This is a genomic window from Aestuariibius sp. HNIBRBA575, assembly GCF_040932005.1.
In the GTDB taxonomy this organism is placed as follows: domain Bacteria; phylum Pseudomonadota; class Alphaproteobacteria; order Rhodobacterales; family Rhodobacteraceae; genus CANLNM01.
In genome coordinates this window covers 1,313,340-1,334,162 of sequence record NZ_CP162414.1, presented here as the reverse complement: position 1 = coordinate 1,334,162, position 20,823 = coordinate 1,313,340, and the positions used below count along the sequence as shown (strand labels likewise).

Sequence of the window (20,823 nt, the reverse complement as noted above, 5' to 3'; positions counted from 1 at the left end):
CTATTTTTTGATCTTTTCCAGCACCTTACCCAACACGCTGGGGCGGTAATTCGCAACCTTTGACACCCGCATTTTAGCCACGTCTGATACCATTTCCACATCATCAGGGCCCAGCCGAAATGCCTTTTTGGCACGCAGGATTTTGGCCGCCAATCCACCGGATTTCTTTTTGTTGATCAGGGCTGCGTCGATTTTCTGATCCACATAAAACCGCGCCAACTTGTCCTGCCGCAGGCTGAGCCCCGCCTTGGCCGCGCCTTCGGCGATCCATTCCAACGTATAGGACGACAATCCGGCAATGTCGCCGCCCCCGCCCACGGAACCATGATCGCCGGGAAACCATTCCTGTCGATAGGGCCACGTTTCGCGCGGGGCATCGTGCCAACCCGGCCCTAGGCTGGTTTCATTTCGGTATTCGATATTTTTCCACAACGCAGGCGGAAAAGTGGGGCGATGTTCGTCAATCGCCACCGCGTGACGGGCGGTTTTCACCGAACCAGACAGCGCCGCATCATGAAACTGATGACCTTTGTTCAACAAAGGCGCGGAATGCAGAAATCCCGGCACACCCAGCGCGCCAACCGTGTCCCAAACCCCCAAATAGGCGATGTTTAACACGGTGCACATATGCGGACGATTTTTGAGCCGCCAGTCAAATTCATCCTGCGATGTCGCGGTAAAGGGGGCAAAATCCGCCCGCCAGGCGTAGCTGTCGGAATGGCGGGGATGGGTGTCTTTGTCGCGGGACCGATAGCGGTTGATCGCTTCGGGAATGCGGTGGACATGTTCGCGCGGCGGGATACCACAGGATCGGATCAACCCCGCAAGAGATCGCGCCGTAAACGCCCCGCGCGAAAATCCGAAAATATAAATCTCATCTCCGGGTTCGTAACAAAACACCAAAGTGCGATAGGCGTCTTCGACGTTTTCGATCAGCCCCCAGCCCATCACGCCGCCAACCCATTTATCCAATTTGCGCGCCACCGCATTGGACCCGCGCCCCGTGCCCACGCCCATTTGATAAAACACGTGTTGGCTCATGCCATCGTCAGCGGTCAGTTTGACCGACTGCGCCAACTGCACAACATTGGTGGGAAACGGCGCATAGGCCCGGTTCCACGTCCCGTCACAAAATATCGCAATTCTTTTCATGGCGACACAGTGACGTTTCTACACATTGGATCAAGTCAGTGTTTCCTGACCTTGCCCCTGCAACAGACAAATTGCCCGAAAAAAGTCAAAGGGCCGCGTGATGCGACCCTTTGAGAATTGTCTAACCCTTGCCGTCAGCGGGGCCTTTGCCCAGATGTTTTCGCAAACGCGAAGGTGTTGATTTCTTTTTGTTTTTATAGGGGTTCTGATCTGCTTGGGACCGCATGGTCAGCCGGATCGGCGTGCCCGGCATATCGAAATCTTCGCGCAATCCGTTGATCAGATAACGTGAATAGCTTTCGGGCAGCTTCTCAGGCAGCGAACACATCACCACAAAGGCCGGTGGCCGGGTTTTCACTTGGGTCATATAGCGCAGCCGGATGCGACGGCCACCCGGCGCGGGGGGCGGATGCGCGGTGATCATCGCGGCCAACCATTGGTTCAGACGTGCGGTTGATACCCGACGGTTCCAAACTTCGTGCGCGCGCATGATCGCGTCATGCAGCCGGTCCAGCCCACGGCCGGTTTTGGCCGACACCGTCACCAAAGGCGCACCGCGCAATTGCGGCAACAACCGTTCAAAGCTTTCGCGCAGGGATTTCAGTTTTTCCTGTTTGTCAGTTTCGATGTCCCATTTGTTCACCGCAACGACAACAGCGCGGCCTTCGCGTTCGGCCAAATCGGCGATGCGCAGATCCTGTTGTTCAAATGGAATCTCGGCATCCAGTAGTATCACCACGACTTCGGCAAATTTAACCGCGCGCACACCATCAGAAACGGACAGTTTTTCCAGTTTATTCTGAACCTTAGCGCGTTTACGCATCCCGGCGGTATCAAACACCCGCATCGGGGTGTCGTTCCAGTCGATCTGCAACGAAATGGAATCGCGGGTGATCCCGGCTTCTGGTCCGGTCAGCAGACGCTCTTCGCCGAGAATTTTGTTGATCAGCGTGGATTTACCCGCATTTGGTCTCCCAACAACGGCCACCTGCAATGGCTTGGCCTGGGTTGGAACACGCGGGCCGTCCTCTGCGTCGTCATCGGACACATCCACATCCGTTTCCGGTGCGGCGGCAGCGTCCCGTTCGGCGAATTCTTCGGCAAGGGGGCGCAGCATTTCGCGCAGATCATCCATGCCTTCGCCATGTTCCGCCGACAGGCGCAGCGGTTCTCCAAGCCCCAATGCATATGCCTCAAGCACGCCCCCATCCGCGGCGCGGCCTTCGCCTTTGTTGGCGGCCAGAATGACATTGGCGTTTTTCTTGCGCAGGATATCGGCGAACACTTCGTCGGTCGGGGTCACGCCCACACGGGCGTCGATCATAAACAGACAGATATCGGCCATTTGCACGGCGCGTTCGGTCAGTTTGCGCATCCGGCCCTGCAGGCTTTCGTCGGTGGCTTCTTCCAGACCGGCCGTGTCAATCACGGTGAATCGCAGATCGCCCAGACGCGCCGCCCCTTCGCGCAGATCGCGCGTCACACCGGGCTGGTCATCCACCAGCGCCAGTTTTTTGCCAACAAGGCGGTTAAACAGCGTGGACTTGCCCACATTGGGCCGCCCTACAATGGCCAGCGAAAAGCTCATGCCTCAGACTCCGATCACGGCTCTGAGTGAGAAACAGATCCCAAGAGCCAAATTATGCGGAACCAAATGCTCCGAAGGCGGTGCGATACACGTCTTTTGTCTTATCTGAAAGACAAAAGTTGTCCGCGCCGATTGACAACATAAAGACTGTCCCCTGCCACGGCAGGATTTGTGGTGGCCCCGCCGGGAATATCGACGCTGCCGATCTGAGCGCCAGAGGTGGGATCGAACTGGCGCAGAACCCCGTCCGAAGACGCGACCAACAGCCGCCCACCTGCCAAAACCGGGCCGTAATGGGCGTGATTGGTTTTTTGACGCCGGGCACGGTTTTCTTCGAAGACCGGCAACTGAACGCGCCAGATCGGCGATCCATCCGACGCATCAAGGCGCACCAATTCGTTTAAGTCGTTGACCAGAAACACGGAATCACCCGCTGGCCAAACCGGGCTGGCGGCCCCTTCGACGGCGGTCCAAATCCGGTCCCCATCAGCCACATTCATGGCAACCAACCGGCCAGAAATGTTGCCGACATACACAACGCCATTGTCGACGACCGGATCACCGGTCACATCAGATACGGTCGCGGCGGCACGTCCCTGACGTTCCCCTGCGATCACACTTGCCCAGCGGCGCAATCCACCCAGTGGAAAGGCGCCCACAACTTCGCCCGAAGAAAACGGGAAAATCGCGGTTTCCCCCGACACAGCCACGCCTGCGCCACCCGAAACACCATTGGGGGATGGCGTGCCGTTTAATGTCCAACTGATCCGGCCAGAGGTGGTATCGATGGCCCAAGCCCGATTGTCGCGTGACACAACATAGACCAGATCCCCGACCACAGTTGGGGCCGATCCGCCCGGCGCATCCAGATCCTGGGTCCACAATTCGGCCCCTGTTTCAGCGTCCAGCGCGGTCAATTCCCCAAATCCAGTGGTCACAAAGACAACGCCATCAGACACGGCCACGCCGCCCCCGGACGCATCTCGCGACCGATCATTGCCGGGTGTTATATCTTTGGTCCACAAAACCGCACCAGCGGTCGAAACAGCCGACACCAAAGACCCTGCATCCAATGTGAAAATCCGACCATCAGCGATCACAGGATCTGCGGTGATCCGGGCACGACGGCTGTCGCCTTCGCCGATATTCACCGTGAATGCCAATGATAGGTTGGCCCCCAATGCGGGATGGGTGATTTGGTGGGTCGGTCCCCCATTGCGGTGGGTCCAGTTGGCATTGCTCTGGGCGGTTGGCAATGCCAAGGCCCTTGTTTCATTGACAAAAACTGCTAGGTCTTCTGCCTCGGCTGACAGATCGGCGCGGATGTCCAGACGTTCGCCTTCTAGGATCACATCCCGGCCCGGCCCGCATGACGCCAATAATGCCAACGCAGCGCTGGTCATCAATATGGTTTTCAAATGCATGGCCAAGGCCCCTGTTCTACTGTGTCGGTCTAATTAATTCAGCGCGTCTGGAACGGTGCCACCAAGAGCCGTCACCAAATTCTCAGAGCGTCTTTTCAAGCCAAGCCCCAAACCGGCATCCTCTAGGATTGCGGTCAGGCCGGCCAATGCGGCTTCGGTTTCACCGGCATCCACATCCGCCAGAACCATTTGCTCCATCGCCAGCAGGCGCAATGGCGTGCCGGGAACGGCATAGATTTCAAACGCGGCTTTGCGATCGGCGGGCGACATATCTGCGCCTTGCAACATCAGCAGTTTAAACCCTGCAATGTCGCGGTACACTTCGTCGACATCCCCATTGGCCGCAACCGATTCCAACGACGCAATAGCGCCCGCCACATCATCGGCATCCACCGCTTGGGTGGCATGCAACATCGCCGGAATGGCCGCAGTCGCCCCATCCGCGTCAATCGCAGCCAATGCTGCGGACCGGTCCGCGGGTTCAGACAATTCCAAACCGTTCATCAGGGAATCGCCCAGGGCCTGCGCCGCTGCCGTCGATTGCGCATTGCTATATTCACGATAGGCCGTTCCGCCCACCACAACCACAACAGCCACAATCCCGATCCAGCCATAGCGCTTTAATAGCGCATAAAACTTATCGTTCTGGACCTGTTCATTCACTTCATCTATGAAGCTTTCGTTGTTGCTCACCCTGCCCCCTTTGGTCCGAAACGGACATCTTGGATCATCACCACGGCCCATTTGGCCCGCCAGACTGCCCTGTCATATCGTGAAGCCCATAGCATTGCCAAGACCCCAGCCCACAATGAGCAGAAAGCCACTGGCTGGCGGCACTTGGGCATACAACTTAACATAGATTGCGCGATCGCCCAGTTCTCCTAAACAAAGGTTGCAAGTCAATGTTACTGGCATTAACTTGAACTAGACGGTTCAGTCGCGAAGTTTTGATCGCAAGGGTTGTTGAAATTAAATTCCACCCTACCTGACCAAAGAGAGAGATGAGAGGGAATGTGATGCGACTTATGCCGATTATCACCGCTATTTTGGTGTCTGGCTTTTTGTATCTGTTGGTATTTGAACGGAATACATTACTGGCATTCGCCCAATCCGGGCCTGCCGCTGCGACAGAAGAGGCCGAAGAAAAAGCCATTCCCATGATCCGGGTTGTGGCGTTTCATTCAACGGCGCAAACAATTGACAGCGCTGTGATCCTGCGCGGACGCACAGAAGCGGCCCGTCAGGTCGAAGTGCGCGCCGAAACATCCGGTCAGGTCATTTCTGATCCGCTGCGCAAAGGATCGTTCGTGAATGCGGGCGATTTGCTATGTGAGCTGGATATCGGCACACGCCAATCCGCATTGGACGAAGCGATCGGTCGCCGCGAAGAAGCCCGCGCCCGCCTGCCCGAAGCAGAAAGCCGCATCCCAGAAGCCCAAGCCCGTCGCGCCGAAGCCACCGCGCGTGTAGCCGAAGCCCAAGGACGACTGGCCGAAGCCCGGTCCCGTTTAGAAGAAGCGCAAATCAATCAAAACGCCGCTGCCCGACTGTCTGAGGGCGGTTTTGCCTCTGACACACGTGTGGCCAATGCTGACGCCACCTTAGAGAGTGCGCGCGCCAGTGTCATTTCCGCAGAAGCCGCCGTTGAGGGCGCGCGCGCCGGGATCGTTGGCGCCGATGCCAGCATCGAAAGCGCGGCTGCCTCTGTGCAGTCAGCCCGCGCCGGTATCCAAGCCGCCGCCGCCGGTGTTGCTGCTGCGGAACGTGAAATCGAACGTCTTTCGATCACCGCCCCATTTGAGGGTCTGCTAGAAACCGACGCGGCAGAGCTGGGAAGCCTGCTGCAACCGGGCTCGGCCTGTGCCACGATCATCCAGCTGGATCCGATCAAATTGGTGGGATTTGTCCCTGAAACCGACGTGTCCAAGGTCCATGTCGGGGCTTTGGCCGGGGCGCGGCTCGCCTCTGGTGACGAAGTGCGTGGCCGGGTGACATTCCTGTCGCGATCCGCAGATCCAGACACACGCACATTCCGCGTCGAAGTCGAAGTGCCAAATGCCGATCTAGCGATCCGCGACGGGCAAACCGCCGAAATCCTCGTGGCGTCTGATGGGCGGTCCGCGCATCTGTTGCCGCAATCCGCGCTGACATTGAATGATGGCGGCGATTTGGGGGTGCGTGTTGTCGATGCAGACCAAAAGGCGGCCTTTATGCCGGTTTCTGTGCTGCGCGACACCGTCGAAGGGATCTGGCTGACCGGATTGCCTGACGCGGTTGACGTGATTGTGGTGGGGCAGGAATTTGTTATCGATGGTGTGCCTGTCGATCCGCATTTTTCGGAGGTTGACGGATGACCGGTATCGTCGATTGGGCCGCTGAACGGGCCCGAATGATCCTGGCCTTTATTGTGCTGTCCCTTGTTGTGGGCGGCACGGCCTATGTCAGCCTGCCCAAAGAAGGCGAGCCGGATATCGAAATCCCGGCCCTATTTGTATCGGTTCCGTTTCCGGGCATTTCTGCGATTGACGCGGAAAAACTGCTGGTGCGGCCGATGGAAACCGAATTATCGGATATTGACGGGCTGAAAACCATGTCCGGCACCGCCGCCGAAGGCTATGCTGGGGTGGCGCTGGAATTTGAGTTTGGCTGGGACAAAGCCAAAGTGCTGGCCGAAGTGCGCGACGCGATGAATTCTGCCGAGGCGTCATTTCCCCAAGGGGCCGAGCAATATTCAATCAACGAAATTAACTTTTCCGAATTTCCGATCCTGATTGTGAACCTGACCGGGGATGTACCCGAACGCACCTTGGTTCAGGTTGCCAAACAGATGCAGGACGCCATCGAAGGGCTGGATGCCGTGCTTGAGGCCGGGTTGGCCGGTCAGCGCGACGAAATGGTCGAGGTGATCATCGATCCCCTGCGCCTAGAAGCGTATGACGTGACCGCGACCGAACTGATCAATGTGGTGGTCAACAACAACCAATTGGTGGCCGCCGGTGAAATCGAAACCGATGCCGGGTCCTTTGCGGTGAAAATCCCGTCCTCCTTTGATGAACCCCAAGACATCTATAACCTGCCAGTGAAAACCAATGGCGACCGGGTGGTCACGCTGGGCGATCTGGCAGAAATCCGTCTGACCTTTGAGGATCGTGTTGGCACGGCACGGTTTAACGGCGTCAATTCGGTTGCGCTGCAAATCGTCAAACGCAAAGGGTTCAACCTGATCGACACCGCCAACGAAGTGCGCGCCGTGATCGACGCTGAACGTGCGTCCTGGTCGCCGGAATTGCAGGCCGCCATTCAGGTTGGCACATCCAATGACCAGTCGCGCAATGTGGCGTCAATGGTGGGTCAGCTGGAAGGGTCGGTTTTGACCGCAATTGCGCTGGTGATGATTGTGGTTCTGGCCGCCTTGGGCACCCGCCCTGCCCTATTGGTGGGCTTTGCGATCCCAACCTCATTCCTGTTGTGTTTCGTGCTGTTGGCGATCATGGGGATCACCATTTCCAACATCGTGATGTTTGGCCTGATCCTGGCCGTGGGCATGTTGGTGGATGGCGCGATTGTGGTTGTGGAATATGCCGACAAACGCATCAAAGACGGCGTTGGCCCGATGCATGCCTATGTCGAAGCCGCCAAACGGATGTTCTGGCCCATCGTCAGTTCCACCGCGACCACGCTTTGTGCGTTTTTGCCGATGTTGTTCTGGCCCGGCGTTCCCGGTCAATTCATGGGCATGTTGCCGGTCACGTTGATCTTTGTTTTGTCCGCCTCGTTGGTTGTCGCGCTGATTTATCTGCCCGTAATGGGTGGTGTTACTGGCCGGATGAGCCGCACCTTGGGCCATATGTCTGACTGGTTGAAGTCCCGCGTTCATTGGGCCATTCGCGCCGCGCTGATCCCGGTTGCGGTGATGATGGTGTTTACCGGCATTATGATGTCGCTGAACCCCGGCTATTTGTCCGGCGAAGCGCTGCGCAGTTCAGGTTTGGGCGATTCCCTGCCCGGTATGATCCTGTTCTTTGTTGGGGCGATGTTATCATCGGTCACAATCGGATCGGTGAAAATGGAACGCCGCGCCAAAAAGGTGCGCGCCGGCTATCGTCGCAGTCCGTTTGGCTGGGTGATCCATTTCATTTCGGGCAACCCGATTATGCCGCTGGTCAGCATTGGTGTGGTCTTTGGGGTGGTGATGTCCGTGTTCACCTATTTCGGTGCCAACAGTAACGGTGTGGAATTTTTCGTCGAAAGCGAAACAGAACAAGCCATCGTATATGTCCGCGCACGGGGCAATCTGTCCCTGCCCGAAAAAGACGCGCTGGTGGCGCAGGTCGAACAGGTGGTTCTGGCCCATCCCGGTATCATGAACGCCTTTGCGTTTTCTGGCGATGGCGGGTTGAACACGGATGCGTCCGGGTCTGAATCCCCGCGTGACACAATCGGACAAATTCAGCTGGAAACCATCCCATGGGAGGAACGCCGCGATCGTCCCGAATTGGATGGCGATACCGTGGTTGACGAAATTCAGGCACAGCTGGAACTGATCCCTGGCATCCAGACCGAAATCCTGTCCCAAGCCCGCGGTCCAGCCTCTGGCAAACCGGTGCATCTGCGTCTGAAAAGCGACAATTGGGATGATCTGATTGCGGCGACGCAATTGGCGCGGGCCCAGTTTGAAAACACAGCAGGTCTGACCCTGATTGACGATACATTGCCCCTGCCCGGCATCGATTGGGAAATTCAGGTCGATGTGGAAAAAGCAGGCCGTTACGGCGCCAATGTGGCCGCCGTGGGCGGCATGGTGCAATTGGTCACACGTGGGATCCTGCTGGATACGATGCGGGTGGATTCATCGGATGAAGAAATCGAAATCCGCGTCCGCCTACCAGAAGAAGACCGCGTTTTGTCCACGCTGGACACATTGCGCGTACGCACCTCAGAGGGCTTGGTGCCGTTGGCCAACTTTATCACCCGATCCCCGGTGCAATCGCTGGCCGAAATCAGCCGTGTCGACCAGACCCGGTATTTCGACGTAAAGGCCGGTGTGCTGGACGGTTTGTCATCGGTTGCGACCCCTGATGGCGATCTGTTGGGGCATGTGACCACATTGGACCCCGACGCGGAAAACAACCCACCTGCGGATGTGTTTGGTGCCGATGGGACAGGTTATGTCCTGTTTGATCGGGCCAATGCGCAGGATGTGACGGACTTGATCGCCAGCGGCGACGCGGTTCTGACCCCGGTTAATCCCAACGAACGGGTGGCCTTCTTGACGGATTGGCTGGAAACCAACCCATTCGGCGACAATATCAGCTGGGAATGGACCGGCGACCAAGAGGAACAGGCCGAAAGCCAAGCGTTCTTGGGTCAGGCCTTTCTTGGGGCGTTGGGGTTGATGTTCATCATCCTATTGGCGCAGTTCAACAGCTTTTATAACTCGGTTCTGGTGCTGCTGGCGGTGGTGTTGTCCACAACCGGCGTGCTGATCGGGATGTTGGTGATGGATCAGACATTTTCGATCATCATGACCGGCACCGGGATTGTGGCGCTGGCCGGGATTGTGGTGAACAACAACATTGTTCTGATCGATACCTATCAGGAATACAGCCAATACATGCCCCGGATCGAAGCCATCACTCGCACCGCCGAGGATCGCATTCGTCCGGTTCTGTTGACCACAATCACCACCATGGCCGGTCTGGCGCCGATGATGTTCGGGCTGAGCCTTGATTTCATCAATGGGGGCTATTCCATCGACAGCCCCACCGCGCTGTGGTGGAAACAGCTGGCCACGGCCGTGGTGTTTGGCCTGGGGATCGCCACGGTGCTGACCCTGGTCTTTACGCCATCCATGTTGGCGCTGCGCGTGTGGGTATCAACCTATGCGCTGTGGTTGGCCCGCCTTCTGGCGAAACTGTCGCTGGGCCGGTCCAGCCGCGCGGCGCAGGATTGGGCGCTGAACCGGGATGCCAAACGCATCCGCGCGCCTGAATTTGTCTGGACCGAAGCCGATGATCCCCAAAGCGACGAAAACGCATTGGACAAAATCGAAAGCCGCATCCAAGCCATGGAAAAGGAATTGAAAGCCATCGAGGCCGACGATGATCCCCTGCCCGGCCCCGGCAATCCCCCGCTCAGAGCGGCGGAATGATCAAAACGACGACGCGTCTGTTGGCAGGCGCGTCGTTTTCTTTTTGGGCGGTGGTTTTGCAGATCCAAGCCGAAACATTCCCTGCTTCGGCGATGCTGTTTGGCTATGCCGGGATCGATTGCGACCTGATCAGCAATGGACCCGATGGGCCCAAATCCAGCTACTGGGACGAAGTCGCGGATTTCACCAATGCCAATCAGGTTTGCGTCACCGCAGACATGCAGCAATTGGCACAGCGCTTGGACAATGCTGCGCAATATGGGCGTCCTGTTTTTTATCTGGAGCCGGTGTTTTTTGAACAGACCGGGGATCAACTTGTGTTGGCGTCACATGCGGATGTTTTGTGGCAAATGGTGGTGCAGGCCATTCACAACAGCGGCGTGCCCCCCGAAGATCTGATTTTCTACATGGCGGATGAACCCTATCATCGTAATGTGAACCGCGCCGATCTGGTGAAGGCGGCACAGATGATCCGCGCCACCTTTGCCCGGGCAGATATATTGGTCATCGAAGCCGCCCGCCCCAACCCAGAACAGTTTTACGCGGCAAATCCCAATCCAATTCCCGACGAAATCCGGTATTGGGGGTTTAATGCCTACACGATGTTAGATCCGTCTTTGAATCCCGCCTATATGCGCGAACTCAGCGCGATCGAAACGGCATTGCAACCGGACCAATCCATGGCCTTGATCGTGGATGCGACCCACACACCCATCCACCGGCTGGCAGGGCTGCGGGCCGGTGATATGGGGGATGTCGCATTGAATTATGCCCGTCTGGCGCAGACGCTGACGCGGGTTGATCTTGTGCTCGCTTATTCTTGGGTGGGTGGCATCGATGGGCGCTGGGAAAAAGGCGTGCGGGACATGCCGCAACATGTGCAAGACACCCATCGCGCTATTGGTCTGGCCCTGACGGGACGCTAAGAACGCGCCTTGCTAGGCCAGCTCTTCCTCAGACGCCTGACGGTGCCAAAGCTGCGCATATCGCCCCTCTTTTTCCAGCAATGCGTCGTGGCGGCCTTCTTCGATGATCACACCTTTTTCCAGCACCACAATCCGATCTGCATCCGCGATGGTCGACAGACGGTGGGCAATGGTGATCACGGTACGTCCATGGCTCATCGCCTTCAGCTCGGCCTGAATGTCGCGTTCTGTGTCCGTGTCCAGCGCGGATGTCGCTTCGTCCAGCAGCAGGATGGGTGGGTTTTTCAACAGCGTGCGCGCAATGCCGACCCGCTGCTTTTCACCGCCCGATAATTTCAGCCCGCGTTCGCCCACTTGGGTGTCATACCCATCCGGCAGAGACATAATAAAGTCGTGGATTTTTGCGGCTTTGGCGGCGGATTCCACATCTGCGCAGGAGGCGTCCCCACGTCCATACGCGATGTTGTAGTAGACGCTGTCGTTGAACAGCACTGTGTCCTGCGGCACCACGCCGATCTGGGCATGTAGCGACGTCTGTGTCACGTCCCGCACATCCTGACCGTCGATTTCCAGCGCCCCATCAGACACGTCATAAAACCGGAATAACAGCCGACCGATGGTGGATTTCCCCGACCCAGACGACCCGACAATGGCAACGGTTTCACCGGCCGCCACTTGTAGGTCGATGCCGTTCAAAATGGACCGTTCCGGATCATAGCCAAACACCACATCCTTTAGGTGAACCGCCCCGCCCTGCACGTTCAACGCCGGTGCGTTGGGTTTATCAACCACTTCGGACGGCTGTTCCAGCAGCGTGAACATATCGCCCATATCGATCAACGACTGGCGAATTTCGCGATAGACCGTGCCCAGAAAATTCAGCGGCATGGTGATCTGGATCATATAGGCGTTAACCATGACAAAATCGCCCACGCTCAACTGGCCGTTTTGCACGCCGATTGCGGCCATAATCATCACCAGAACCAGCCCCGATGTGATCAACAAGGCCTGACCAAAGTTCAGAAATGCCAAGGAATACGACGTCTTTAACGCGGCTTCGGAATAGAGCCGCATCGCGCCATCGTACCGCTGTGCTTCGCGTTCTTCGGCGCCGAAATATTTGACCGTTTCAAAGTTGAGCAGGCTATCAATCGCCTTTTGGTTGGCGTCCGTGTCCTGATCGTTCATCTGTTTGCGGATTTTCACCCGCCATTCGGTCACCGCAAATGTGAACCAGACATATAGCCCGATCGTGCCAACAACGACCACCAAGTACCAGACATCAAACAGAAAAAACAAAACGATGGCTGTCATAAACAGCTGCAATGTCAACGGGCCGATGGAAAACAGCAGGAACCGCAACAGGAATTCGACGCCTTTAACACCGCGTTCGATAATCCGGCTTAGCCCGCCGGTTTTGCGGGTGATGTGATAGCGCATCGACAATTTGTGAATATGGCGAAAGGTTTCCGTCGCCAATTGGCGCAATGCACGTTGGGCCACTTTGGCAAAAATGACATCGCGCAATTGTTGCAGACCCACATCCATGGCCCGCGCCAAACCGTAGGCCAAGGTGAGACCAACCGCCCCTACGCCAATCGCCCAGCCCGTGCCTTCGCCCGCTAAAACATCGACGGCCCAAGCGTAGAAAAACGGCGTCCCCACCGCGACCAGACGTGCGACAACCAGTACGACCATCGACAGGATGACCCGTTTCTTGACCCAGTCCTGATCCGCGGGCCAAAGATATGGCGCCACTTTGCGGATCGTGACCCAACCCGAAATCTGAGTGTTGTCCAAATTGGCATCGGTGTGAGAGAGGCGTCGCATGAAAGCTCCTGAAAGGGGAACCAATTACATAAACCAGCCCCAATCAAAGCACCAGCGAACATAGCCGCTGGAAATGCAGGTCTGAACCTTCATTCTTGCACAGAACGCGCGTCTAGATAGGCCGGTAATCCTGCCCGCATCACCAATTGTTCGTCGTCAATCCGCACCGCCGTTAAGGCAGGCATGTCCAGTAACGGCGATAGGTCATTGATATTATGGTCATTTACCCACAAAACTTCGACCGACTTCATCTGTGCCAGTGGGGATATATCGGTTGCTGGGATACGAGACATGCTCAGCATTTCGACCTTATCCAAACCAGAAAGCGGTTCCAGATCAGCGACTTGGCTGTCTGTGATCCACAATTTTTCGAGCCGGGTCATGTGACGCAATGCCGATATATCGGAGATCGCCGTTTCCCGCAGGTCCATTTCCTGCATGTGGCGTAATCCGGACAATGGGTTGATGTCCCGGATCATCGCGCCTTTTACATTGAACCGTTCCAGATTGGTCGCGCCTGACAATGCCTGAATGTCAGTCAATTGTGCGTTTTGGGCTGAAAACATCACCAGTGACGCGCCGGGGTTTAGCCCGTTAAGGCTTTGAAATTGGCTGGAATTCAATGTCAGATGGGTCAAATTTGTCGCTTGGGACAAGGGCGACAAATCCAAGAGCCCCTCACCGCGCAGGGTCAATTGACGAATGTCCAAACCCGCCAAAGGTGACAGGTCCGTCACCTGTGTCCCGCCAAGCGCAAACCCCGTTAGGTTGCGCATCTGTTCAACGCCTTGCAAATTGTCCAGCGGCATATTGATCAGCGTCAGCGCCTCTAGGTTTGGCAATGTCGCAAGTTGCAGGCCGTCAATGGTGTCAATGTTCATCAGGCTTAGATTTCGCAGCCCATCGATGTCGCCCAATTGTGACGCATTCAACGTTGCGACGCCTGACAAAATAATGTTTTGCGCAGCCATGCCATCCAAACTGGAAAAATCGAGTTGATCAGCGCCATCAAAGGTCACACTGATCAAACGTTTCAGATCACCAAGCGGTGACAGATCGACACCATTCCCAAGCGTTCCCTGCCATTGCAATGTCAGATGTTCGACCTGTTCCAATTGCGCCAGATTGTCTAGGGACATCGATTGATCGGTTAGTTTGATGCGCGCAAATTTTGCATCAGAATCAAAGCATTCCGTGCCGATCTGAATGCAATCTTCTTGTGCGAATGTGGGGGGAACTTCTGTACAGGACACGCCAAATGACAGGGCAATAGCTAAGAGTTTTTTCACAATCGGCACCTTTTACGTTGGGGTTGATCCATCCCGTGAATGGGTGGACTTTGAACCCCGTCAAATCACTTATCATCCATTTCAGGCAAGCGGAAAATCTGCCCTGGATAGATTAAATCGGCGTCCCTTATAAGATCGCGATTTGCCTCAAAGACATGCACATACATGACGCCGTCCCCATATTGATCCCGTGCAATCGCCCAGAGCGTATTGCCGGGTTGAACGGTGCGCACCGCCACCTGAAAATCCTCGTTTTGCACGTCTTGGGCCATCACTTCGGCGACGGTTTCGGCCTCTTCGCGTTTAAACGGTGTTTCAATCCGGCTGACCACGGTCCCGTCTATGGCGATTTCATCGACGCGCAACGTGTAAACGCCGGTATCCACTTGGGGCAAGTCCGTGCGCCAGCGACCGTCCTGATTGATGCGGGATGTGGTGATGGGGGTATTGTCCAAATAGACCTGAACAAAGCCTTCGCTCTGGGCACGCCCCGCTAGTGACACGTCGCCTGATGGGTCATAAGTGATTGTATCTAAAGCAACATTTGACATGACATCAGGGCTGGCACCGCTGGGTTGCACAACACGCACCCCGTCCGCATCCGCGGCCAATATCGCAGGCGCATCTGGTTCAGTCACGGGGTCAGGGGCGGTATCCACCTCTGTTTCGGGGGGCACGTTTTGGACGATCTCGGTCTCTGTCGTAGGTTCTGCAACCTGCTGGTCCTCAGATTGATCCAGATCCGGTGACACCGCAGGTTGAGCAGGCTCAGGGGGATCGGCATTTGGAACAATAGCGGCCAGTTGTTGGTCGGCTATGACAGGTGTTTCAGGTTCCGTGATCGTGGCGATGTCCCCATCAGGTTCAGTGACGTCTGCGGCAACATCATCCGCCATTTCCGTAATTATTTCAGGCTCTTCTGTGGCATTGCTCACCTCGGGTTCATCAGCATCATCCGTGATGGTCGCAGCTGCGACCTGTTCGGAATTCTGATCGGTTGCCTCTGTCTGTGGCTCAATTGGCGGCGGTGTGACACCAAACGGTTCGATCAGATAAATTTCTGCGGACAACACCGCAGCCCCGTCCGGATCGGTCAGCAATTGCATGCCTCGGGGTTGGTCGGATGGGGAAATGTCAAACAAGGCCACAAACTGACCATTTGCATCCGCAGAAATCCGGGCAATTTCCTGGCGTGCGACCAAAATGGCCACGTCCTGATCCGGCGTCGCGGACCCGGCAATGATGGAATTGCCGTCTGGTTCTATCCGGATTGTCGTAAATTGCGGGGCCACAATTTCAGGCGCGACAGGTGTCGGCTCCGGCGGGCTGGTTTCTGGCTCTTCTTGTGCGACGGGCGGCGCTGCGTTCTCTTGCACGGTCGCTGCGATGACAGCGGTTTCAGTGTTGGACCCGCTATCCGTTTCTACCGGCATCTGCGCCGGCTCACCCGCGGCCTGATCTTCGGGTGCCGGACCGCTTGGGTCAGGTGCGCCGATAAATGCCACGGTTGCGACCACAGCCCCCCCTGCCAATACGCCCCCCGCCAGATATTGCCAGATTACATTATGCGCCATGCCATCCCTGTCTTTTTCCCCATGTGTGATTTCCCGGCTCCCCAGCCTTTGATGGAAAATGACACCTCATCCAAGTTGAGCGATCCTAACAATCAGGGTATGAGCGGTCAAAACACCAATGCGTTCCTAGCACAGAGAGTGACCATGTCCCCTAAATTCCTTTCGATTTGTGTCTATTGTGGCTCACGTAGTGGGGTTGATCCCACTTATGAGGCGGATGCCAAAGCCGTCGGTGCAATGCTGGCCGCCCAGAGCTGGCGATTGGTCTATGGCGCCGGAGACGTTGGGCTGATGGGGGCTGTGGCCAATGCGGCGCAATCGGCTGGGGCGGCAACCTTTGGGGTGATCCCGGAACATTTGAAAAAATGGGAAGTCGGGAAAACCGATCTGGACACATTTATCGTCACCGAAAACATGCATGAGCGCAAAAAGGTCATGTATATGAACGCGGATGCGATTGTGGTTCTGCCCGGCGGGGCCGGATCATTGGATGAGTTTTTTGAGATCCTCACGTGGCGGCAACTGGGATTGCACGACAAACCGATTATGGTGCTGAACACCAATGGGTATTGGGATCCGCTGTTTGCCTTGATGGATCACGTCATTGATCAGGGCTTCGCTGAGGCTTCTATTTTGGATTTTGTCACATCTGTGCCAGATGTTGCGACCCTGACGACAGAATTGAAAACCCAGTTAGACGCCTAGGCGCGGTTGCGTCGATCCTGGATCACGGTCGCGCCGGAATAGATCGCCAGGGCCAGCCAGATCATCGGGAATGCGATCATGTGCCAGCGCGTGATCGTTTCGGCAAACACAATCGCCGCACAGGCAAATTGTAGCGTTGGATTAAGGTATTGCACAACGCCAATGGTCGACAGGCGCACCCGTTTGGCGGCAAAGGACATCAACATCAATGGCCCCCCTGTCAACGGACCAGACAAAACCAAAAGCCCAAATGTCGTGGGGTCCACACCCCCCGATTGCCCCCAGCCCAACAACCAAAAAACCGCCAGAGGCAAGAGCAGTGCCACTTCGGCGGCGACGGACACCATTGGCCCTATTTCCAGCTGCTTTTTCAACAATCCATAAAGCCCAAAAGTGATTGCCAAATGAAGTGCAATCCATGGCGCGACCCCCAATCCGACGGTCAAAACGATCACGGCAAGGACCGCGATGCCAACAGCAACCCATTGGAAAAACGATAATAATTCACCCAGCACAAGCCGTCCCAGCGCCACCGCGGCCAGTGGGAATATGTAATACCCTAATGATGCTTCGAGTGCGCGACCGACCTGAATCGAATAGATAAACCCAAACCAATTCACAGAAATCAGGATAGAGGCCGCTGCGATCATCCACAGGGATCGCCCCGGTTTTAACGCAGAAAACAACGCACGCACCCGGCGCTGCAGCAGCAAAACAATCAGAAAAAAGACCAAAGACCACACCGTCCGATGGGCCAAAATATCCATGGGCGGCATATGTTTCAGCAACGCATAAAACAAGGGCGACAGGCCCCAGATGACACAGGCCAGCCCCATGGCTGCGATGCCTTTGATCGGTTCGTTCATTGTTTTTTCCAGATTGGATCGATAGCTCAAACGCTGTCAATTGAACGACCGTTTCATATGTGTGCACACTTGTCCATCCGGTGCGCACCCCAAATCGCCGACTTTGGACTGCCGGCAGAAATTCACAATGCGGCGCAACGAAATATCAAGAAATTTACCACAATCTCTGCCTCAGATCGTGAATGTAAATGAGGTCAGAATGCCCTTTTCCCGATGGCTGCAGGATGTGGCCGTATTCTGTTTTAGTGTGATGGCGCCCTATGCCTGCTCGGCTGAGGCTGTGAGCCTGCTGCAAGACAATACCTTTGCGTCGCATCGCTCTGCTTTGGTGCAGATCGGAGCAAACGCCGCCCCCTCTGACACGGGTCTACAACGCGCGCCCAGCCTGTTTGCCGGGCGCAGTGGCAACAGTTTATTTGCGCCCAGCCCAGATCGGATTGAATTGGCCAGTGCGGCGATGCCGATCGGCCTTAATTCATCCGCAGTGCAGCGGTTGCGTCATATCATCGGTCAGGCTGAATCCCGGCGAAACGGGTATGATGCGGTCCAACACGGGGCAACACGCCGCCCCGCTGATCGGCCAACCAACATGACAATTGGTGAAATTTATCAATGGATTGACGACACACCGGGGCAACCTCATGCCATTGGTCGGTATCAATTTATCCCGGCAACGTTGCGACGGTTGGTGAATGAATTGGGCCTTCCGCCCAGCACCCGTTTTAGTCCGCATGTGCAGGATCAACTGGCCGATATCCTATTGGCAGAGGCGGGATTTCACGCCGCCAATCGCGGCGATTTGGGCCGACATGAATTTATGAACAATCTGGCGAAAATCTGGGCGGGGCTGCCCAATTCGACCGGGCGATCCCACTATCACGGCTATGCAGGCAATGCCGCATCGATCAGCTGGGCCAGTTTTGACGCGCAGATGAGCGAAATATTTCCCGGCTAGTCCAAACAAAAACGGCGCCCCAAAGGACGCCGTTTCAATCGATCCTTCAGGGTCGATTACATCCGGGATGCAACATTTTCCCAGTTAACCAGATTGTCCAAGAAGTTGGTCAGGTAAACAGGACGTTTGTTACGGAAATCGATGTAGTAGGAATGTTCCCAAACATCACAGCCCAACAGCGCAGTTTGACCAAAGCACAACGGGTTCACGCCGTTTTCGGTTTTGGTCACAGCCAACGAACCGTCGGCGTTTTTCACCAGCCAAGCCCAACCAGACCCGAACTGACCCGCACCAGCCGCAGAAAACGCAGTTTTGAAATCCGCGACGGACCCAAAGTTTTCGACCAAAGCTTTTTCAAGCTCTGTTGGCATCGCATTGTCGCCCGGCCCCATCATTTCCCAAAACTGGTTGTGGTTCCACAGCTGCGAAATGTTGTTAAAGATGCCGTTTTGCGCCACGGAATTGGCGTCATATGTGCCGACGATGATCTCTTCTAGGGATTTGCCATCCCATTCGGTGCCGGCGATGGCGGCATTGCCGTTGGTGACATAGGCATTGTGATGCAGATCGTGGTGGAATTCCATGGTTTCAGCGGACATGCCTTTGGCAGCCAGCGCATCATGGGCATAAGGAAGATCGGGAAGCTCAAAAGCCATGGTTACTCTCCTGATTGATTTGTTCTGCGCTTAACAAAGCCCAAGACCGCGCGGGGTCAAGCCCGTTTTACGTCTGAAATGATGTTTCTATCCCACGGTCCGGGCTTTCCTGCACAAACCTGCGTTGATTTCCCCGTGAAACTGGACCTTTGTCGCGTATGTTTCTATTGTTGCTAAAACAGCGACAATGAACTGTAAAATATTGGAAACTAACCGGGTCTTAATCGGTTTTGTGGTCCAGTCGCGACAGGCAAAAACAGGTGTGGCATGAGCCCCAAACATAAGTTCACGATCCTTTCGATGATGAAAGACGAAGGTCATTCTCTGGTGGAATGGGTTGCGTTTCACAAACATGTCGGGTTCGACAATATCTGCGTCTACACCAATGATTGTGGTGACGGCACCGATGACATGCTGATCCGCCTAGAGGAGCTGGGTTGGGTCAAACATTTTCGCAATGACGTGCCCGAAGACAAAAAACCCCAACCAAATGCGCTGGCACTGGCGACCCAAAACCCAGAGGTCACCGACAGCGAATGGATACTAACCATGGATGCCGACGAATTTTTGTCGGTCAAAGTGGGGCGTGGCCGCATTCAGGATCTGGTGGAACGCATGGATGACAAGGCAGATGCCATTGCCATCACGTGGCGGTTTTTTGGGGCCAATGATGTGACATCCTGGAACCCGGGGTTGGTGATCGAAAACTACACCCACGGCGCGCCGGATATGTTCAAAAAGGGATGGGGTGTGAAAACCATGTTCCGCCCCTATGAGGATATGAAATTGGGCATTCACCGCCCGCATATCAAAAAAGCTAAGCAATTGCCGGAAAACGCAAAACGGATGTTTGACCAATTGTGGCTGAACGGGTCCGGCGATCCGATGCCCGATGAATTTTCCCTGTCTGGATGGCGCTCGACCAAACCAACCTTGGGCTATGATCTGGTTGAGCTGAACCATTACGCGGTCAAATCCTATGAGGCCTATTTGCTGCGCCGGGTGCGGGGTAATGTGAACAACAAACCCGACAAATATAACGAAGCCTATTTCGCGCTGTTTGATCGCAACGAAAAAGAAGAAACCAATGTTTTGCGCCACGCCCGTGGCACCCGCAAAAAGATGGAACAAATTCTGGCCGATCCAGAAATGCGCCGCCTACAAGATCAAGCTTTGGCGTTTCATGAGGCGCGCATGGAGAAACTGCATGCGACCGGTGAATATGAACATTGGCTGAATGAGCTAAAAGACGCGTCAAAAATCCCGCTGGATAAGCTGGATGAGGTTCTGTTCATTCAGCATCTGCCCAAGCAATGGCAGGAAAAGGTCAAAGAAATGCAGGCCCAGGGCGTGCCCGACAAAACCATCGCCAAGATGATTTCACAGACCCAAACCGCCAAAAAGGGCGAAACCCGGCAGGCCCTGCTGGCCGCTGCGGGTGAAAAACCAGAAGAAAAGCTGGACGCCAATCAAATGTCCAAAAAGGACAAAAACAAAGCCAGCTTGGACGACAATCCATTTATGAACACGCCAGAGGCAGCCGCGCTTGGCGTGCCACTGAAACAGGAACGGGCGCAAAAAATCGCACTGGCAGCCCAAGTGGGGGATGTGCCTTCCGCATCCCAGCCCGCAAATTCCGACCCAACCCGAGATCCCGCCACGGGCAGATTCCTGCCCAAAGCCCCTGCCCCAACAAAGGATGCCTGA

At 55.8% G+C, this 20,823-nt stretch carries 15 protein-coding genes; 6 read left to right on the top strand and 9 right to left on the bottom strand.

Features of this window, described 5'->3' with window-relative positions:
• The 4 genes from AB1F12_RS06745 to AB1F12_RS06730 all read right to left on the bottom strand — a co-directional run bounded on the left by AB1F12_RS06745 (position 1) and on the right by AB1F12_RS06730 (position 4,857).
• Positions 1 to 1,152, bottom strand: a complete 1,152-nt coding sequence (locus tag AB1F12_RS06745; RefSeq protein WP_368187548.1) for a DUF2235 domain-containing protein — start codon at positions 1,150 to 1,152, stop codon at positions 1 to 3.
• Positions 1,153 to 1,273: 121 nt separating this feature from the next.
• The gene (gene der, locus AB1F12_RS06740; protein WP_368187547.1) at positions 1,274 to 2,740 is read right to left on the bottom strand and encodes a ribosome biogenesis GTPase Der; all 1,467 of its coding nucleotides are present in this window, start codon (positions 2,738 to 2,740) and stop codon (positions 1,274 to 1,276) included.
• 101 nt (positions 2,741 to 2,841) lie between these two features.
• Complete coding sequence (locus tag AB1F12_RS06735) at positions 2,842 to 4,164, bottom strand: PQQ-binding-like beta-propeller repeat protein (RefSeq protein ID WP_368187545.1); 1,323 nt, start codon at positions 4,162 to 4,164, stop codon at positions 2,842 to 2,844.
• A gap of 33 nt (positions 4,165 to 4,197) precedes the next feature.
• Complete coding sequence (locus tag AB1F12_RS06730; protein ID WP_368187543.1) at positions 4,198 to 4,857, bottom strand: tetratricopeptide repeat protein; 660 nt, start codon at positions 4,855 to 4,857, stop codon at positions 4,198 to 4,200.
• A 323-nt stretch (positions 4,858 to 5,180) separates the two neighbouring features.
• On the opposite strand from AB1F12_RS06730, the gene AB1F12_RS06725 reads away from it, so the two are divergent.
• The 3 genes from AB1F12_RS06725 to AB1F12_RS06715 are packed head-to-tail and all read left to right on the top strand — an operon-like array spanning position 5,181 to position 11,241.
• Positions 5,181 to 6,518, top strand: coding sequence for an efflux RND transporter periplasmic adaptor subunit (locus AB1F12_RS06725; RefSeq protein WP_368187540.1), 1,338 nt, complete (start codon positions 5,181 to 5,183; stop codon positions 6,516 to 6,518).
• Positions 6,515 to 10,315, top strand: a complete 3,801-nt coding sequence (locus tag AB1F12_RS06720) for an efflux RND transporter permease subunit (protein WP_368187538.1) — start codon at positions 6,515 to 6,517, stop codon at positions 10,313 to 10,315. Before AB1F12_RS06725 ends, AB1F12_RS06720 begins: the two co-directional genes overlap by 4 nt.
• The gene (locus AB1F12_RS06715) at positions 10,312 to 11,241 is read left to right on the top strand and encodes a hypothetical protein (RefSeq protein ID WP_368187537.1); all 930 of its coding nucleotides are present in this window, start codon (positions 10,312 to 10,314) and stop codon (positions 11,239 to 11,241) included. The genes AB1F12_RS06720 and AB1F12_RS06715 overlap by 4 nt, the downstream gene beginning before the upstream one ends.
• A 12-nt stretch (positions 11,242 to 11,253) precedes the next feature.
• Here the strand turns inward: AB1F12_RS06715 and AB1F12_RS06710 are convergent, their stop codons facing one another.
• The 3 genes from AB1F12_RS06710 to AB1F12_RS06700 all read right to left on the bottom strand — a co-directional run bounded on the left by AB1F12_RS06710 (position 11,254) and on the right by AB1F12_RS06700 (position 15,934).
• Positions 11,254 to 13,071 carry an ABC transporter ATP-binding protein/permease gene (locus AB1F12_RS06710; RefSeq protein WP_368187535.1) on the bottom strand — a complete coding sequence of 606 codons (1,818 nt, stop codon included), beginning with the start codon at positions 13,069 to 13,071 and terminating at the stop codon, positions 11,254 to 11,256.
• A gap of 89 nt (positions 13,072 to 13,160) precedes the next feature.
• Positions 13,161 to 14,360 carry a leucine-rich repeat domain-containing protein gene (locus AB1F12_RS06705; RefSeq protein WP_368187534.1) on the bottom strand — a complete coding sequence of 400 codons (1,200 nt, stop codon included), beginning with the start codon at positions 14,358 to 14,360 and terminating at the stop codon, positions 13,161 to 13,163.
• A 65-nt stretch (positions 14,361 to 14,425) separates the two neighbouring features.
• The gene (locus AB1F12_RS06700) at positions 14,426 to 15,934 is read right to left on the bottom strand and encodes a LysM peptidoglycan-binding domain-containing protein (protein WP_368187532.1); all 1,509 of its coding nucleotides are present in this window, start codon (positions 15,932 to 15,934) and stop codon (positions 14,426 to 14,428) included.
• A 144-nt stretch (positions 15,935 to 16,078) separates the two neighbouring features.
• Between AB1F12_RS06700 and AB1F12_RS06695 the strand changes: the two genes are divergently transcribed.
• Positions 16,079 to 16,639: a TIGR00730 family Rossman fold protein gene (locus tag AB1F12_RS06695; protein ID WP_368187531.1), complete on the top strand. Its 561-nt coding sequence runs from the start codon at positions 16,079 to 16,081 to the stop codon at positions 16,637 to 16,639.
• On the opposite strand, the gene rarD is transcribed toward AB1F12_RS06695, so the two are convergent.
• Positions 16,636 to 17,505, bottom strand: coding sequence for an EamA family transporter RarD (gene rarD, locus AB1F12_RS06690; protein WP_368187529.1), 870 nt, complete (start codon positions 17,503 to 17,505; stop codon positions 16,636 to 16,638). The genes AB1F12_RS06695 and rarD overlap by 4 nt on opposite strands.
• A gap of 199 nt (positions 17,506 to 17,704) precedes the next feature.
• Between rarD and AB1F12_RS06685 the strand changes: the two genes are divergently transcribed.
• Positions 17,705 to 18,460, top strand: a complete 756-nt coding sequence (locus AB1F12_RS06685; protein WP_368187528.1) for a hypothetical protein — start codon at positions 17,705 to 17,707, stop codon at positions 18,458 to 18,460.
• Positions 18,461 to 18,516: 56 nt separating this feature from the next.
• Here the strand turns inward: AB1F12_RS06685 and AB1F12_RS06680 are convergent, their stop codons facing one another.
• Positions 18,517 to 19,116, bottom strand: coding sequence for a superoxide dismutase (locus tag AB1F12_RS06680; protein WP_368187525.1), 600 nt, complete (start codon positions 19,114 to 19,116; stop codon positions 18,517 to 18,519).
• Positions 19,117 to 19,383: 267 nt separating this feature from the next.
• Between AB1F12_RS06680 and AB1F12_RS06675 the strand changes: the two genes are divergently transcribed.
• The gene (locus AB1F12_RS06675; RefSeq protein WP_368187524.1) at positions 19,384 to 20,823 is read left to right on the top strand and encodes a glycosyltransferase family 2 protein; all 1,440 of its coding nucleotides are present in this window, start codon (positions 19,384 to 19,386) and stop codon (positions 20,821 to 20,823) included.

Coding starts and splice junctions, on each gene's coding strand:
- AB1F12_RS06725 (WP_368187540.1), top strand. CDS start 5,181: ATGCGACTTATGCCGATTATCACCGCTATTTTGGTGTCTGGCTTTTTG.
- AB1F12_RS06710 (WP_368187535.1), bottom strand. CDS start 13,071: ATGCGACGCCTCTCTCACACCGATGCCAATTTGGACAACACTCAGATT.
- rarD (WP_368187529.1), bottom strand. CDS start 17,505: ATGAACGAACCGATCAAAGGCATCGCAGCCATGGGGCTGGCCTGTGTC.
- AB1F12_RS06720 (WP_368187538.1), top strand. CDS start 6,515: ATGACCGGTATCGTCGATTGGGCCGCTGAACGGGCCCGAATGATCCTG.
- AB1F12_RS06680 (WP_368187525.1), bottom strand. CDS start 19,116: ATGGCTTTTGAGCTTCCCGATCTTCCTTATGCCCATGATGCGCTGGCT.
- AB1F12_RS06695 (WP_368187531.1), top strand. CDS start 16,079: ATGTCCCCTAAATTCCTTTCGATTTGTGTCTATTGTGGCTCACGTAGT.
- AB1F12_RS06685 (WP_368187528.1), top strand. CDS start 17,705: ATGCCCTTTTCCCGATGGCTGCAGGATGTGGCCGTATTCTGTTTTAGT.
- AB1F12_RS06715 (WP_368187537.1), top strand. CDS start 10,312: ATGATCAAAACGACGACGCGTCTGTTGGCAGGCGCGTCGTTTTCTTTT.
- AB1F12_RS06745 (WP_368187548.1), bottom strand. CDS start 1,152: ATGAAAAGAATTGCGATATTTTGTGACGGGACGTGGAACCGGGCCTAT.
- der (WP_368187547.1), bottom strand. CDS start 2,740: ATGAGCTTTTCGCTGGCCATTGTAGGGCGGCCCAATGTGGGCAAGTCC.
- AB1F12_RS06700 (WP_368187532.1), bottom strand. CDS start 15,934: ATGGCGCATAATGTAATCTGGCAATATCTGGCGGGGGGCGTATTGGCA.
- AB1F12_RS06735 (WP_368187545.1), bottom strand. CDS start 4,164: ATGCATTTGAAAACCATATTGATGACCAGCGCTGCGTTGGCATTATTG.
- AB1F12_RS06675 (WP_368187524.1), top strand. CDS start 19,384: ATGAGCCCCAAACATAAGTTCACGATCCTTTCGATGATGAAAGACGAA.